This window comes from Delftia deserti (assembly GCF_042653485.1).
GTDB classification, from domain to species: domain Bacteria; phylum Pseudomonadota; class Gammaproteobacteria; order Burkholderiales; family Burkholderiaceae_C; genus Comamonas; species Comamonas acidovorans.
This window is the reverse complement of sequence record NZ_JBHSIH010000001.1, coordinates 5538063-5553797: the sequence shown is the minus strand read 5'-3', so window position 1 is coordinate 5553797 and position 15735 is coordinate 5538063. Positions and strand designations below refer to the sequence as shown.

The window sequence follows — 15735 nt, the reverse complement described above, 5'->3', positions numbered from 1 at the left end:
CTTAGTGAACCCGCTTCAGTCCCAGTCCAACGCACCCTTCTTCCATTCGTAGACAAAGCCCACGACGAGAACGGTCAGGAAAATAAGGACAGCGGCGAAACCGGCCCCACCCACGTCCCGAAGCGCAACGGCCCAGGGCAGCAGAAAGGCGATTTCCAAATCAAACAGGATGAACAGGATGGCGACGAGGTAGTAGCGCACATCGAACTTCATGCGCGCGTCTTCGAAGGCCTCGAAGCCACATTCATAGGGGGAGTTCTTGGCGGCATCGGGTCGGTTCGGACCCAGCACATACCCCAGTACCAGGGGGACCACGCCGACACCCATGCCGACGAGAATGAACAAAAGAACGGGAAGATACTGGTCGATGTTCATCGTGTGCGGCTACCTTGAAAGGCATGCCCGCACCGATCAGCCTGATCAGCAGGGCAGGCTCTTAGTTATATCTTGGTGCCGTCGGCGAGACTCGAACTCGCACAGCTTTCGCCACTACCCCCTCAAGATAGCGTGTCTACCAATTTCACCACGACGGCAAGTCTTGATTTCAGCTGGCTCTTTATCTTCGTTGCAAAGATTCTGCCTACCGAACAATCTCTAGATTCTACTCTGAAAAACCCTCGGACCCGAAGGACCGAGGACTTTGTTCGAAATTATTTCGTGGGGATCTGCGCGGCGCCTTCAGCACCGGCAGCAGGCGCCTGGCCTGCAGCAGGAGCGGGCACTTCGCCAGCAGCGCCTGCGGCCGCAGGCGCCGGCGCCGTGATGGGCGCGGCACCTTCCAGCACGCTGCCCGAGCTGACGGGACGCGCATTGCTCAGATAGGCCAGCGCCAGCGTGGCCACGAAGAACACCGTGGCCAGGCCTGCCGTGGAGCGCGACAGGAAGTTGGCGCTGCCGGAGGCACCGAACAGGCTGCCGGAGCTGCCGCTGCCGAACGAGGCACCCATGTCGGCACCCTTGCCATGTTGAATCAGGATCAGGCCGATCATGCCGAGAGCCGACAGCATCTGAACGGCGAGGATCACGCTTGCGAATGCATTCATTGGTTGTACCTGCTAGTAACGCGAGAGCTAAAAAAGCGAATGGAAAAACCGCCCCGGCCTACTGGGCCGCAGCGATGATGGTCAGGAAATCGGCTGCCTTGAGCGACGCTCCGCCCACCAGGCCACCATCAATGTCGGCCTGGGCCAGAAGCTGGGCTGCATTGGAGGCATTCATGCTGCCGCCGTACAGCAAGGCGATGCGATCGGCCTGCCGGCTGGCAGCCGCCAGCTGTGCGCGCAGCACGGCATGCACCTGCTGGGCCTGCTCCGGCGTGGCGGTCCTGCCGGTGCCAATCGCCCAGACGGGCTCATAGGCCACGACCAGCTCATTGATGCACTGGCCCACCTGGTGGATCACGGCCGCCAGCTGGCGCTTGACCACTTCTTCGGTCTGCCCCGCCTCGCGCTCCGCCAGCGTTTCGCCCACACAGACGATGGGCGTGACGCCCTTGGCCAGCGCGGCCTGCGCCTTCAGCGCCACCACGGCATCGGTTTCGCCATGGTACTGGCGACGCTCCGAGTGCCCGACCAGCGTATAGCGCACGCCAAAATCCCGAAGCATTGCCGCCGACAGCTCGCCCGTATAGGCACCCGATTCATGCTGCGACACGTCCTGCGCGGCCACGCCGATGGCCGAGCCCTCAAGCTCGGCCTGGGCCTGGGCCAGATAGACGGCAGGCACGGCCACAGCCACGCCCGCATTGCCCCCCTCGGGCAGCCCCTCCTTGAGGGCCTTGAGCAAAACGGCATTGGCAGCCAGGCTGCCATTCATCTTCCAGTTGCCGACGATGAGTTTCTTCTTCATGGTTACCACGTCAAAACGATTTTGCCGGTGTGCTGACTCGACTCCATCAGCGCGTGCGCCTTGTCGGCATCAGCGGCAGCGAAGGTGCTATGGATCACAGGACGAATGCCGCCTGCCTCGATGAGCGGCCAGACCTCGCGGCGCAGGGCCTGGGCAATGGCAGCCTTGAAAGCGACAGGCCGCGGACGCAGCGTGGAGCCCGTCACCAGCAGACGGCGACGCAGGACCAGGCCCGCGTCGAACTCCGCCTTGATGCCGCCCTGCACCGCAATGATGACCAGGCGGCCATCCTCTGCCAGGCTTTGCACCTCGCGCGCCACATAGCCACCCGCCACCATGTCAAGGATCACGTCCACACCCCTGCCTTCGGTGATGCGCTGCACCTCCGCGGCAAAGTCCTGGGTACGGTAGTTGATGGCATGGTCGGCACCCAGCTTCAGGCAGTCGGAGCACTTGGCATCGGAGCCAGCAGTCACGATGACCGTGGCGCCGCGCGCCTTGGCCAGCTGGATGGCCGTCACGCCGATGCCGCTGCTGCCGCCCTGCACCAGCAGGGTTTCGCCCGCCTGCAAGGCACCGCGATCGAATACATTGCTCCAGACGGTGAAGAAGGTCTCGGGCAATGCCGAAGCCTCCACCTCGCTGAGCCCTGCCGGGATGGGCAGGCACTGGGCCACGGGCGCAACGCAGTACTCCGCATAGCCACCACCGGCCAGCAGCGCGCACACGCGGTCTCCCACGCGCAGGCCTGCCAGCCGCATGGCTTCGTCATCGCCCGACACGATCACCCCGGCCACTTCCAGCCCGGGCAGATCGGAGGCGCCGGGCGGCGGAGCATAGTGACCCTTGCGCTGCAACACATCAGGGCGATTGACACCACTGGCCGACACCTGGATCAGCAACTCCTGCGCACCCGCAACGGGCAGCGGACGCTCGCCCAGGCGCAATACCTCGGGAGCACCAAAGTCCGTGAGTTCCACGGCACGCATGATTTGCTTTTCCATCTTTCGACCTCGCAATCCCTGTCAAAAATGCCACAAGCGCTGAACAGGTCAGCGCTTTTTGCCAGTCACCACATGCACCTGCAAGGCCACCCCCTTTTGGGGAATGGCCTTGCCGGGCATTACTGCTGCTGTTGCTGTTGCTGCTCGCCCTCGGCAGCCGGACGGCCGCCGTCACGGGGCTCGCGGGGCTCACGCGGCTCGCGGAACTCGCGCTGCTGGCGGGGCTCACGCGGCTGGCGGAACTCACGCTCGGCAGGCGCGGGGCGCTCGCTGCGCTCCATGCCGGCAGGGCGCTCGGTCAACGCCTTCAGCGACAGCTTGACACGACCCTTTTCGTCGGTCTCCATGACCTTGACCTTGATGATCTGGCCTTCCTGCAGGTAGTCGGCGACGCGTTCCACGCGCTCGTGGGCAATCTGGCTGATGTGCAGCAGACCGTCCTTGCCGGGCAGCAGGTTCACGAGAGCACCGAAGTCCAGGATCTTGGTGACCGGGCCTTCGTAGATCTTGCCGATTTCGACTTCGGCCGTGATCTCTTCGATGCGGCGCTTGGCTTCGTCGGCCTTGGCGGCATCGCTGGAGGCGATCGTGATGGTGCCGTCTTCGCCGATGTCGATCTGCGTGCCGGTCTCTTCGGTCAGCGCACGGATGGTGGAGCCGCCCTTGCCGATCACGTCACGGATCTTCTCGGGGTTGATCTTCATCGTGTACAGCTTGGGAGCGAAGGACGAGATCTCGGCCTTGGCTTCGCCCATGGCTTCCTGCATCTTGCCCAGGATGTGCATGCGCGCTTCCTTGGCCTGGGCCAGGGCGACCTGCATGATTTCCTTGGTGATGCCCTGGATCTTGATGTCCATCTGCAGCGCAGTGATGCCGCTGGTGGTGCCGGCCACCTTGAAGTCCATGTCGCCCAGGTGATCTTCATCGCCCAGGATGTCGGTCAGCACGGCGAAGCGGTTGTCTTCCTTGATCAGGCCCATGGCGATGCCGGCCACGTGGGCCTTCATCGGGACGCCTGCATCCATCATCGACAGGCAGCCGCCGCAGACCGAAGCCATGGACGAGGAGCCGTTGGACTCGGTGATCTCCGACACCACGCGGATGGTGTAGGGGAATTCTTCCTTGCTGGGCAGGCAGGCTGCCAGGGCGCGCTTGGCCAGACGGCCGTGGCCGATTTCGCGGCGCTTGGTCGAACCCATGCGGCCCACTTCGCCGGTGGCAAAGGGAGGCATGTTGTAGTGGAACAGGAAGCGGTCCTCGAACTCGCCAGCCAGCGCGTCGATGCGCTGCGCATCGCGCTCGGTGCCCAGCGTGGACACGACCAGGGCCTGCGTCTCGCCGCGCGTGAACAGGGCCGAGCCGTGCGTGCGGGGCAGCACGGAGTTGCGGATTTCGATGGGGCGCACGGTGCGCGTGTCACGGCCGTCGATGCGCGGCTCGCCGGCCAGGATCTGGCTGCGAACGATGCGTGCCTCGATGTCGAACAGCATGCCTTCGACCTTGACGCCGTCGAACTCCACGCCCTGGGCCGTCAGGCCGGCCTTCACGGCGGCGTAGGCTTCGCGGCAGGCCTGCGTGCGGCTTTGCTTGTTGCGGATCTGGTAGGCCGTGCGCAGGGCTTCATCGCCCAGTGCCGCCACCTTGGCGATCAGCTCTTCGTCCTTGGCGGGAGCAACCCAGTCCCAGACGGGCTTGCCTGCTTCGCGCACCAGCTCATGGATGGCTTCGATGGCGATGCGGCCTTGCTCGTGGCCAAAGACCACGGCGCCCAGCATCACGTCTTCAGGCAGTTGCTGCGCTTCGGACTCCACCATCAGCACGGCGGCTTCGGTACCGGCCACGACCAGATCCATCTGCGAATCCTTGCGCTGGGTCTGACCGGGGTTGAGCACGTACTCGCCATTGATGTAGCCCACGCGGGCAGCACCGATGGGGCCATTGAAGGGAATGCCCGACACGGACAGGGCAGCCGAGGTGGCGATCAGGGCGGCGATGTCGGCATCGACTTCGGGGTTCAGCGACACGGTGTGGATGACCACGTGCACGTCGTTGTAGAAACCTTCGGGGAACAGCGGGCGGATCGGGCGGTCGATCAGGCGGCTGGTCAGGGTTTCGAGTTCGCTGGGCTTGGCTTCGCGCTTGAAGAAGCTGCCGGGGATCTTGCCTGCGGCGTAGGTCTTCTCGATGTAATCGACGGTCAGCGGGAAGAAGTCCTGGCCGGACTTGGCCTGCTTGGATGCCACCACGGTGGCCAGCACCACGGTGTCATCGATGTTGACCAGCACGGCGCCGGAAGCCTGGCGAGCGATCTCGCCGGTTTCCATGGTGACCGTGTGCTGGCCCCACTGGAAGGTCTTGGTGACTTTGTTGAAGATGGACATTATTGCTCCTTTGGAATGGGCGGCCCGATGCACTCATCGGTCCATGATGGAGAGCAATTCAGAACACGATGCCATTCCAGTGCTGGATTCAACGCTATCAAATCAGCAGCACTGGAATGACACAGCTTCGCTCTGTCTTGCATTCTCCGAAGTAAAAAACGCCTGAGCTAGACAGGCTAACTCAGGCGTTTTGATCTCCCACCGTGCTTACTTGCGCAGGCCCAGCTTGGCGATCAGTGCGGTGTAGCGATCAGCGTCCTTGGACTTGAGGTAGTCCAGCAGCTTGCGACGACGGCTCACCATGCGCAGCAGGCCGCGACGACCGTGGTGGTCCTTGGCGTGTTGCTTGAAGTGAGGGGTCAGCTCGTTGATGCGTGCGGTCAGCAGGGCCACTTGCACTTCTGGGCTGCCAGTATCGTTGGCAGAGCGTGCGTTGGACTTGACGACTTCAGCCTTCACGGAAGATGCGATCATTTTTTTTCCTTGGAAATTGGCCCCTCACAGACAAGAGCAGGGAGGCAGCCTTGGTTACTTGCGCCGGGACTGGAAAGGCCCCGACGTGCGTCTTGCACCATGCAAAACCCTGGGATTATAACAAGCGCGCCCAGTCCAGCACCCACACATGCTTTGTGGCCCCGCGCCGCATCTGCCGACAGCCCGCCCAGAATGTCGCAAGGCCTGCAGACATTCCATAGATCACGGGAGGGCAACACCATGGCAATGCGTTCTTCATCCACCGCAGCAACCTGGCACGCACACCGGCAGCAATGCACCCTGCTGTGCCTGGTCGCGGCCCTTTGCCTGGCCCTGCCGGCCCAAGCGACCCCTCACCGCTCCGACACATCGGCGGCGCAAGGCGCCAAGCGCAAAAAGAGCGGACAGCGGGTCCGTGTTCCAACCCAGCGCAGCAGTTCCGAGGAATCGCCCGAGCAACGCGACAAGCGGCTGTACCGCGAATGCCAGGGCAGGCACAACGCCGGGGCATGCGCCGGATATACCGGGCAGCCACCCGGCAGACGCCAGCGCTGAGCATACTCCCGACAAAAACCGTCCTACCCCCGGAGACCGATAGCGGCAAAGCCGGCAATGCCTTGTCGCCATTGGATTTTTTGGACGCGTCCTCATGCCGGATGACCGTACACCAATGGCACGACTCCTAGTTGTTGAAGGTAGAAACAGATTTGTCTGAAAGACATGCACGAAGAACCCCAATAGATTGAGCGGCGCGCAAGAACCACCAGCGCTTCGCAAGCAGATCGACGGGGAGGGATTCAAGACATGTCATCGACCTGGCCTCAGGCTCGCCCGGGCGCAAAAGGCTTCACGGCCATCGAGCTGATGGTCGTCGTCGCCATCCTCGCCGTACTCACAACGCTGGCAGCCCCCAGCTTCAACCTCATCATCGAGCGATGGCGCGTTCGCCAGACCGTCGAGGGCCTGCAGTCGACGCTGCAATACGCGCGCTCCGAAGCCGTCCGGCGCGGGGGCGGCGTCTTCATCCAGAAACTCCCCCAAGGCACCAACGGCTGCACTCTGGCTGCACGTCACGCGGACTGGGGCTGTGGCTGGGTAGTGTTCGTTGACCGCAATGGCAACAGGCGCTGGGATCCCCGGGAAGAACTACAGCGCTTCGACACTCCTGCACGCACCCTTGTCACCCGCTCCAGATCCGCCGCCATCATCAGTGTGGACCGATGGGGGCAGATGGGTGGACTCACCGCCATGGGCTTCGCCATCGCCCCATCCTCCGCCGGCCTCGTCTCTGCCGCGGCGAAAGGCGTCTGCGTTTCGTCCGGCGGACGTATCCGGGTGGTCGGCCGGGAGGGCATTCCATGCGCCTGACAAGCACCCACGCTCGGCGCGCCAACGGCTTCACCCTGATCGAAACCCTGGTCGCCACCGTCGTCACGGCCTTGGGTGTTCTGGGAATCCTGAGCCTGCAGGTGCGCGCCCTGGTCGATACCCAAAGCGGCGTGCGCCGTGCTCAGGCGATCCGGCTGATCGAAGACTTCAGCGAGCGCACCCACGCCAATCCCAACTCTCTAGGGCAGATGGGCAACTACGAATCCGATTGGGATCACACCCCTGAATCCACCGCCGACTGCAGCGCCTCCCCCTGTGACGCGGAAACGCTGGCCAGCTACAACCTTGCGCTGTGGAAGGCTTCCGTGCCCCAACTGCTGCCAGGCGGAGCCGCCAAGGTCTTCCCTGCAACAGACGACGCCAGCAACGGACGCCAACTGGGCATCGTGATCAGCTGGCGTGAAAACGAGAAATCCAGCAAAGCCGGATACAAAAACCCCATCGGACTACATAGCGATGGCACACACGGCGACGAAGCCATGGCCTGCCCCACCGGCAGAACCTGCCACCTGCAATACATAGCGCTCAGCGCTCGCTGCGCGCCGTATCTTGCCAACAACGCAGTCCAGTTCTTCTGCGCAAGCCCATGAAGCACACCCGCATCGCCGCCGCGACCCTGGTGCAGCCAGGTCAACGCGGCCTGAGCCTGGTCGAACTGCTGGTTGGCCTTCTCCTTGGAATGCTGATCATCGCAGTGGCCCTGGGCGCACTCATGGCCTCACGCGCCGTCTCCGGCACCGTCAGCGATGCCAGCCATCTGCAGCAGCAGGCATCCCACATCTTCCGCGTCATGGGCCGGCAGATCCGGCAGGCAGGATCTCTTCGACTGCTTCTCTCGTCCTCAAACAAGGGAACAGACACCGTTGACATGGCGGATCCCGTTGCATTCGAGGCAAGCGCACAAGATTTCGACCCTGCGCACGACACCATCCTGGGCCTCGATGCGCCAGGCCGCGCTCAATACAAGCTCGCAGTGGGCTACAGCAACTACACGCAGCCGCTTCACGCCTCGGCCATCGAAACTTCACTGCAGCGCAATTGCCTGGGCCAGACCAACAGCCACAGCCTGATACTGAGCCGCTTTGCGCTGGACGCCAGCAAAAACACCCTGCGCTGCGCCGGAGCACCCTCGGCTGGAGCCCAGCCACTGGCCCAGAACGTCGCCAACTTCCAGGTGCGCTATCTGATCCAGTCGCCGAAGGGTGATGCACGCCTGCAGTACGTCAACGCAGCCGCCGTGGGCCAGGACTGGCCACGCGTCGTTGCCGCCGAGGTCTGTCTGGTGCTTTTCGGGATCGAAGTCATCAACATGCCCGCCAACAGCAGCTATACCGATTGCGCGGACAGTGACGGCACAGCCAGATCCATCGATATCACCACGCTGCCAGCGCCAAGGACCCGACGTTTGCACATGGTCTTCCGCAGCGTGTACCAGCTGCGCAGCCAGGGACTGGCCGGATGAACGCCAAGGCACCCAACATGCGGCCTGCGCACCGCTGCACGGCACAGCGCCAGCATGGCATTGCGCTGTTCATCGTGATTGCCGTGGTCATGCTGTCCATGCTGCTGGCACTCTGGGCATCGCGCAGCGCCCTGTTCAACGAAATGTTCGTGGGAAACGATGCCGACTACCAGCACGCACTCGAAGCTGCACAGGCCTTGTTGCAGGATGCAGAACTGGACGTTCGAGGCGAGCAGGCCAGCGGCGCGGCCTGCGCCGCCATCAGCAGCAATCCCTCCGTCTGCCGCAGCGGCGCAACCGTCACCCAGTTTCCCCAGGAAACCCAGGAAATTGGCTTGCTGCTGGCGAGCCTGAACCAAGCCACACCCACAAGCTGCAGAGACGCCCTGTGCACCAAGCGCACAGGGCCTCAGGACTTCTGGAACAACGTGGACGAGACCCAAGGGATCACGCTGAGCCAGATGACCGCCCCCGATGTAGCCGCGCGCTACGGCCAGTTCACGGGCGCCATTTCTGAAGGCAAGAGCAATCCCATCCTGGCAAACCGTGAGACAGGAAAAGGGGGCTGGTACTGGATAGAGATCCTGCCCTATGACGCCAACGCAGGGAATTCAGGTCTCATCGCCAACGACTCTCCACGTCTGGCCCTCTACATGCAACCCCAGGTGATCTATCGCATCACGGCCATCGCTCACGGCCGCAAGAGCGGCACCCAGGTGGTGCTGCAACAGACCTATGTCCGCCAGAAGCGCCGCGACTGATTCAGAACGTCTGACATGCCTTATCTCTTCCACCCTGGGCTCCGCCCCCTCCTGCTGCCAGCCTTGATAGCCGCAGTCCTGGCCGCGCAAAGCAGCCAGGCCCAACGTTTCTCCGGGGCAGGCACGCCAGTTTCCCTGGCGCAGAGAGAGGACAACGAATTTGCCACGCCCATTGAAGACTGCCCGACAGGCCAGCCAGCCGATGCCAAGGGCCGCAGCAGCTCCGCCACTTCCAGCGGCAGCGTGATTGCACAGGCGGGCGTGGACATATTCACGTCCCGCTACAGTGCCAAAGCCGCCTGGAGCGGCTGGATCAATGCAGAAACGGTCCAGGCCGACGGGAGCATCACCGCAGCAGCCGGCTGGCAAGGCAAAAGCACGGCTGACCACCTGGATGCACTCAGTGATCAACAGGTACTCAATGAACGCCTGATCCTGACCTGGAGTGACAGGCGGCAAAGGGGCGTGTCTTTCAAATGGCATGAGCTGGACAGCCCCCACAAGGCATCTTTCGGCGTCGATGCCGAAGGCAGGGCAGACCAACTGGGCAAGCACAGGTTCAACTTCATACGTGGCGACCGCCGAATGGAAGCTGCGGGACAACCGCCGCGCCCCGACCCGGCCCACCCTTTTCGCCAACGCAGCTCACGCCAGGGCGATATCGTCAACTCCCAGATCTGGCATACCGGCCGTCCCGTGGACAACTCGCCTTTGCCGGGCTATGCGGCCTATGCGCTCGCCCAGCAAAAGCGCCAGCCCATGATTTACGTGGGCGGCAACGACGGCATGCTGCACGGCTTTTCCGCCACAGACGGCAGCGAGAAGATCGCCTACATCCCCCGTGGCGTGATTTCGGGGCTGGCACGCCTTTCCGACCTCGACTACGACACCCGGCATCGCTACTTCGTGGACGGCTCCGCCATGAGCGGCGACATCAACTCGGGCACCCGTGCATCCCCGCAGTGGCGTACCGTGCTGGCAGGCATGGCGGGCGCCGGAGCCAAAGGCTACTTTGTGCTGGACATCACGCACCCAGAGGCTTTCAACGAGCACGGCGCCAGCACGCTGGTCCTGCTGGACCGCACCCAGACCCGCAACAGCCATCCCGGTGACTGCCCCCTCTCCGCCGCCCCCCGGCAGCGCACCGCTTGCCAGGAAGACAAGGACCTGGGCCATATCCTTGCAGCGCCCGTGCGGGACGATGCCAACCCGCAACGCAGCATCCAGATCACGCAGTTGAACAACAACCGCTGGGCTCTGGTGACTGGCAACGGCTATCACAGCACCAACCAGCGGCCCGTGCTGCTGATCCAGTACCTCGATGGCAACCAGGAACTGCTGCGCATCGTGGCCACAGGCGACATCCCGACCAGCACCACACCGGAGACCACCAACAACGGGCTCTCCGCCCCACGCCTCGTGGACATCAATGGCGATGGCCGGCCCGATGTGGTCTATGCGGGCGACCTCCAGGGCAATCTGTGGAAATTCATCATTGCCAGCGATGCCTCCTCCGCCTGGAGCGTGGCTTTCGACGGCCGGCCGCTGTACACCGCCACAGGCGGCAGTTCGCCAACGGCCTCTCGCGCGCTGCGCCAGCCCATTACCGCCCCTGCGTCCGTACGCGCCAATGACCGGTACAGCGTCACCACAGAAGCCGCAGGAAGCGACAAACGCGTGACTGCGGGCGGCATGCTGGTGGCATTCGGCACAGGACGCAACACCACCCAGCAGGACACTGGCAACACGGCGGTGCAGAGCATCTATTCCATCCTCGACAACACCCGCTACAAGCTGCTCGCGGACGGCCGTATACAGCCTTGCCCGGGTGACTCGGACTCTGAATGCAAGCTGCCTGCGGAACAGCGTCCAGCCCCTGTATCCGGCATCGGTGAGCTGGCCAAACGCTCGGTGACCCATCAGACGCAAGGGACCGTAGGCCGTGGCGCCTGGCGAGTGGACTCCACCACCGACCTCGACTGGACGCGGCACAAAGGCTGGTACATGGACCTTCCCCTGCCTGGCGAGCGCCTGCTCAAGCCGATGAGCTTCTACGACGGCAGCAACCTCCTCGCGATCTACAGCCAGATACCCGCCAGATCCTCCAGGCGCCCTGGTGAAACCACAAGCCCCGCGGACGCCTGCAATGTGAGCGGGGAAAGCCAATTTCTGACGCTCATGAACATCATGGATGGCAAGCGACCCGGTGTTCCATTGATGGACAGCAACGGCGACGGCGTCTACGACACGGCGGACCAGGAAACCTCGCGCACAGCCGTCTCAGGGGGAGCCCAGACATTGCTCAACAAAGGCCATCACGCCATTGGCTACGACACCGATGGCCACCGCAACGTACTCGCCCGCATGCCCGAGCAATCCCTGCGCCCCAGCTGGCGCCAAATGAAATGAGCCGCACAGTGCGCCGCCCTGCACCCCCGGGCTTCACACTTATAGAACTCATGATCGTCGTGGCCGTCATAGTCATTCTCGGCACCGTCGCCGTGCCCAGCTACAACGAATACATCCGTGGAGTCCACCGCGCCGATGCCCGCGCCGGCCTGCTGCAGGCCCAGCAATGGCTGGAGCGCGCAGCCACGGCCAACGGGGCCTACCCCACCACGCTCCCCGTCGATCTGACCTGGGCCCGCGACTCCAGCAAGCGCTACACCATCGAGTTTTTGGCAACCAGCGGCCACGACGACGACACCTACACCCTGATCGCCACGCGCCGCGGCTCCCAGCTCGGCGACCGATGCGGCGATTTCACACTGACCCATACGGGCGAGCGCGATGCACGGAACCTGGGTGCGAATACCAAGGCGATAGAGTGCTGGGGGCGGTAGCTGCGACCGCTTGCGACGCCTCAGGTTGAGCCATCCATGCCAAGCCGATCCGCTCCTACTTTCCGAAGAATCACCCGCAAGTCGTCGCCCACGCTTGCGACCGACTGGAATGACATGGCCTGCGCGTCGGCGAGCCTGCTCAAAGAGGGCATGTCGGCCCAACCGGCCCCGCCCCACAGAAGCTTGGGGGCCAGATAGGCCAACCACTCATCCACCAGCCCTGCCTCGGCAAGCGCTGCGTTGAGTCGATGACCCGCCTCGACATGCAGTTCATTCACTTCCAGCCTTGCCAGATCGTGGATCATGGCCTGGACATCCACACGCCCCTGTCCATCAGGCATACACAGCAACTGCGCTCCACGCTCCACCAGCGCAAGCGCTCGGTCTGACGCCAGATCAGTGGCGGCTGTGTAGATGACGACCTTGCGTTGCGCCGCAAACAGGGCTGCATCCGGAGGTGTCTGAAGCTGGCTATCCGCCACGATGAGCGTGGGCTGCCGGAATGTTTCGACCGCCCTGACATCCAGGCGAGGATTATCGGCAAGCACCGTGCCTATGCCCGTGAGAATCGCACAGGAGCGAGCGCGCCAGGCATGGCCATCATGTCGGGCTTCGGCAGAGGTGATCCACTGGCTCTGCCCATTGCTCAATGCAGTGATGCCATCCAGAGAGGCCGCCACTTTGGCGCGCACCCAAGGCCTACCCCGAAGCATGCGGCTGAAAAATCCCAGATTCAGCTCCCACGCCTGATCTGCGCCATCACCAATCTCAACCTCGACACCTGCGGCGCGCAGCCGCTCGAAGCCCTGGCCACCCACGCTGGGATTGGGATCCATCAACGACGCCACGACCTTGCCGATGCCGGCCTCCACCAGCGCATCGCAGCAAGGCCCCGTGCGGCCTTGGTGGGCGCAGGGCTCAAGGGTTACATAGGCAGTGGCGCCTCGAACGGAATGCCCCCGGGACTGGGCATCGCGCAAGGCCATGATTTCAGCATGCGGACCACCTGCACGCTGGGTGGCGCCTTGACCGATCACATGGCCGTGCACATCCATGATGCAGCACCCTACGCGAGGGTTTGGGGATGTGCGATACATGGCCTCCCGTGCTTGGCCAAGCGCTGCGACCATGGGTCCTGAAGCAGCGCCAGCAGCCAATTTGTCAAACATCTTCACCCTTTTCCTTCCATCCGCCTGAGCGGTCGATTTCCGCGCATGAACGGCAAAGACCCATGTATCTAAACGTTGGGCTCATGGATAGCATCGAATTATGAACCCACGAACCATGGACATGGCATCTTTGCGCCTGGCGCAATTGCGCCCGCGGCAACAAGGTTTCACTTTGATTGAAGTTCTGGTGGCCATTGTCGTTTTCTCGTTCGGCATGCTAGGCATGGTCGGCCTGCAGGCTGCTGCAATGCAGGCCAATCGTGAATCGCGCATGCAAAACCAGGCCACGGCTCTTGCACGTGAACTGGCGGAGATGATGCGAGGCAACAAGGTCATCGCCGTCAAAACAGCGGCCGCCGACAATCCTTATCTGGTGGAACTCTCCGTAGGAGCACTCACCATAGCTACGCCCTCTTATTGCCTGAGCGTATCCAATGCCGCCGACGGCTGCTCGTCACCTGCCGCTGTGGCGGCGGCACAGATGACGGACTGGCTGGCACGCCTGGACGCTGCGCTGCCTGGCGCGCAGGTTTCCGTTTGCTTTGACAGCGCGCCCTATGCGTCCACCGGCATGCCGCAATGGACATGCAACTCCACTGGCGCCAATGACATTGCCTTCATCAAGATAGGCTGGACACAGGGGTCCACCGACCGCACGCAGACAGGCAGCAACGCCTTCCAAACGGCATCCGATCGGCCCAACCTGGTCATCCCCGTCACCAGCGGCAATAGCGTATGAATCTCTTGCAAACACCGCAAATGCAGCGGATCGTCCCCAGACCCGCTCAAGCAGGCTTGACCTTGGTCGAGTTGTTGGTGGCAATGACGCTGGGCATGCTCATCGCACTGGCAGCCGCAGGCGTGCTCGTCGTTGCAAGACAGGGTTTCAGCAATGTGGATGGTGCTTCGCAACTGCGCGACAACGGCCGCTTCGTACAGGATCTTGTACAGCGGCTCGGGGCCCAGACAGGCTTCAAGAGCCTGCAGTTCGCAGCCACGGCGCGGCCGCCCGACACCGAAGGCGTGGATGCCAATCCTCCGCCGAATGTCTATGGTCTCAACAACGCCTCCCGCACGACCACCAATGACTGGGATGCAGGCACGGCCCGCAGCGCAGGGACCGTGGGCTATGGCAGCGACATTCTTGTTCTGCGCTACCAGACCAGTATTTCCACCCTGGGCTCCACAGAGTCAGACAGGACGATGATCGACTGTCGAGGCGTGGCATCCAGCACCGTTCCCAGCCAGCGAGACCAACGCCTGCTGAGCATTCTTCACGTAGGCAACAGCTCCGATGGAGAGCCTGCGCTGATGTGTACCTATATCGACCCCAGCGACTCCAGCCTCAAGTCGCTTCCATTGGTCAAGGGTGTTGAGAACTTCCAGGTTCTGTATGGCGTGGACGGTATAGGAGTCAGCAACACAAGCCCGCTCACCGCAGCTTCGGCCGACTCCATTCCCGAGCGCTATCTGCGCGCTGACCAGTTAACCGTCTCCGATGCACGGCTCGCCTATGCCAACTGGCAACGCGTACGCAGCCTGCGCATCGGACTCGTGCTGCGGGGCGCACCGCGCTCGGCGATTGACAGCACGAGTCAGACCTTCTATCCCCTGGGAATGACAAAGGGAGCGGCCGGCGGTAATGCTGGCTCTGCATTCGCAAGCAGCAATGACCCTGGCACGACCTACGCCCCTACCCCCGACGGCCGCCTGCGCCAGGTGGTGACCTTCACCGTACACCTGCGCAACTACCAGGAGGATCTGTGATGCCTGGCCAGTCCGCAATCCATGCCCGCCCTCAAGCGCGCTCCCAGCAAGGCGTCTCGCTGGTCATCGTGCTGATGATTCTCGTCATCGTCTCCATTCTTGGCGTCAGCGGCATACAGATCTCCATGATGGGCGAGCGCAGTGCGCGCAATGACCGGGATGCCCAGATCGCCTGGCAGGCCGGCGAAGCCGCTTTGATCGATGCCGAATTCGACATCGAAGGCCAGCCTGCATCCTCCAGCAGCAAGCGCAACACTATTTTTGCGCTGGGCAACACCGACATCGCCAAATTTGTCACCGACTGTGGAGCCTCGAGCACGCAAAGAGGCTTGTGCGCACTCAATCTGAGCGGCAAGCCCGCATGGCTCACAGTGGACTTCACCGCGACGGGTGATTCCGCACCCACCACAGCCTTCGGCACTTTCACGGGCCGCACTTTTCCATCCGGCGTCAAAGGAATACAGCCGACCAAGCCCCCGCGCTATGTGATCGAGGCCATTCCCGATCCAGAGAACGCCCGGACCGCCAAACCGACCGAACTGAAGTACATCTACCGCCTGACTGCCATGGGGTTCGGCCCCAATGCCGAGACGCAAGCCGTCCTGCAGTCGCTGTACCGCAACTGAGCCGAGTCCAA

At 63.0% G+C, this 15735-nt stretch carries 17 protein-coding genes and 1 tRNA gene; 10 read left to right on the top strand and 8 right to left on the bottom strand.

The genetic code is table 11. The features are described 5' to 3' along the window. Positions 1-15 precede the first annotated feature (15 nt). The 7 genes from ACFPFG_RS26280 to rpsO form a co-directional block, all read right to left on the bottom strand. The gene (locus tag ACFPFG_RS26280) at positions 16-375 is read right to left on the bottom strand and encodes an NADH-quinone oxidoreductase subunit A (protein ID WP_012206979.1); all 360 of its coding nucleotides are present in this window, start codon (positions 373-375) and stop codon (positions 16-18) included. Between the two features lie 73 nt (positions 376-448). Then, positions 449-533, bottom strand: a tRNA-Leu gene (locus ACFPFG_RS26275). Positions 534-650: 117 nt separating this feature from the next. Continuing rightward, positions 651-1043 carry a preprotein translocase subunit SecG gene (gene secG, locus ACFPFG_RS26270; protein WP_183019793.1) on the bottom strand — a complete coding sequence of 131 codons (393 nt, stop codon included), beginning with the start codon at positions 1041-1043 and terminating at the stop codon, positions 651-653. A gap of 58 nt (positions 1044-1101) precedes the next feature. Next, positions 1102-1848 carry a triose-phosphate isomerase gene (tpiA, locus tag ACFPFG_RS26265; protein ID WP_197955447.1) on the bottom strand — a complete coding sequence of 249 codons (747 nt, stop codon included), beginning with the start codon at positions 1846-1848 and terminating at the stop codon, positions 1102-1104. Positions 1849-1850: 2 nt separating this feature from the next. Next, positions 1851-2852, bottom strand: a complete 1002-nt coding sequence (locus ACFPFG_RS26260) for an NAD(P)H-quinone oxidoreductase (RefSeq protein WP_380108860.1) — start codon at positions 2850-2852, stop codon at positions 1851-1853. Positions 2853-2971: 119 nt separating this feature from the next. Beyond that, positions 2972-5233, bottom strand: coding sequence for a polyribonucleotide nucleotidyltransferase (gene pnp / locus ACFPFG_RS26255; protein ID WP_013801059.1), 2262 nt, complete (start codon positions 5231-5233; stop codon positions 2972-2974). 207 nt (positions 5234-5440) lie between these two features. Further along, positions 5441-5707, bottom strand: a complete 267-nt coding sequence (gene rpsO / locus ACFPFG_RS26250) for a 30S ribosomal protein S15 (protein ID WP_012206984.1) — start codon at positions 5705-5707, stop codon at positions 5441-5443. Between the two features lie 240 nt (positions 5708-5947). On the opposite strand from rpsO, the gene ACFPFG_RS26245 reads away from it, so the two are divergent. From ACFPFG_RS26245 to ACFPFG_RS26215, 7 genes are all read left to right on the top strand, one after another. Then, positions 5948-6262, top strand: coding sequence for a hypothetical protein (locus ACFPFG_RS26245; protein ID WP_183019795.1), 315 nt, complete (start codon positions 5948-5950; stop codon positions 6260-6262). A gap of 249 nt (positions 6263-6511) precedes the next feature. Next, entirely contained in the window at positions 6512-7075 is a 564-nt protein-coding gene (locus tag ACFPFG_RS26240) for a GspH/FimT family pseudopilin (RefSeq protein WP_183019796.1), read from the top strand. Then, on the top strand, positions 7066-7686 hold the full coding sequence (pilV, locus tag ACFPFG_RS26235; protein ID WP_183019797.1) for a type IV pilus modification protein PilV: 621 nt from the start codon (positions 7066-7068) through the stop codon (positions 7684-7686). The genes ACFPFG_RS26240 and pilV (ACFPFG_RS26235) overlap by 10 nt, the downstream gene beginning before the upstream one ends. After that, positions 7683-8558, top strand: a complete 876-nt coding sequence (locus ACFPFG_RS26230) for a PilW family protein (protein WP_183019798.1) — start codon at positions 7683-7685, stop codon at positions 8556-8558. The genes pilV (ACFPFG_RS26235) and ACFPFG_RS26230 overlap by 4 nt, the downstream gene beginning before the upstream one ends. Continuing rightward, a complete protein-coding gene (locus ACFPFG_RS26225) occupies positions 8555-9319 on the top strand; it encodes a pilus assembly PilX family protein (RefSeq protein WP_380108856.1) in 765 nt (254 codons plus the stop codon). The genes ACFPFG_RS26230 and ACFPFG_RS26225 overlap by 4 nt, the downstream gene beginning before the upstream one ends. Before the next feature lie 63 nt (positions 9320-9382). Further along, a complete protein-coding gene (locus tag ACFPFG_RS26220) occupies positions 9383-11728 on the top strand; it encodes a pilus assembly protein (protein WP_380108854.1) in 2346 nt (781 codons plus the stop codon). Further along, on the top strand, positions 11725-12162 hold the full coding sequence (locus ACFPFG_RS26215; RefSeq protein ID WP_380108852.1) for a type IV pilin protein: 438 nt from the start codon (positions 11725-11727) through the stop codon (positions 12160-12162). Before ACFPFG_RS26220 ends, ACFPFG_RS26215 begins: the two co-directional genes overlap by 4 nt. A gap of 20 nt (positions 12163-12182) precedes the next feature. On the opposite strand, the gene ribD is transcribed toward ACFPFG_RS26215, so the two are convergent. Beyond that, complete coding sequence (gene ribD / locus ACFPFG_RS26210; RefSeq protein WP_380108850.1) at positions 12183-13331, bottom strand: bifunctional diaminohydroxyphosphoribosylaminopyrimidine deaminase/5-amino-6-(5-phosphoribosylamino)uracil reductase RibD; 1149 nt, start codon at positions 13329-13331, stop codon at positions 12183-12185. 100 nt (positions 13332-13431) lie between these two features. On the opposite strand from ribD, the gene pilV (ACFPFG_RS26205) reads away from it, so the two are divergent. The 3 genes from pilV (ACFPFG_RS26205) to ACFPFG_RS26195 are packed head-to-tail and all read left to right on the top strand — an operon-like array spanning position 13432 to position 15724. Further along, complete coding sequence (pilV, locus tag ACFPFG_RS26205; protein ID WP_183019802.1) at positions 13432-14070, top strand: type IV pilus modification protein PilV; 639 nt, start codon at positions 13432-13434, stop codon at positions 14068-14070. Continuing rightward, positions 14067-15098 (top strand): PilW family protein, encoded by a 1032-nt coding sequence (locus ACFPFG_RS26200; protein WP_380108848.1) that lies wholly within the window; start codon positions 14067-14069, stop codon positions 15096-15098. The genes pilV (ACFPFG_RS26205) and ACFPFG_RS26200 overlap by 4 nt, the downstream gene beginning before the upstream one ends. Next, a complete protein-coding gene (locus ACFPFG_RS26195; protein WP_183019803.1) occupies positions 15098-15724 on the top strand; it encodes a pilus assembly PilX family protein in 627 nt (208 codons plus the stop codon). Before ACFPFG_RS26200 ends, ACFPFG_RS26195 begins: the two co-directional genes overlap by 1 nt. Positions 15725-15735: the final 11 nt, after the last annotated feature.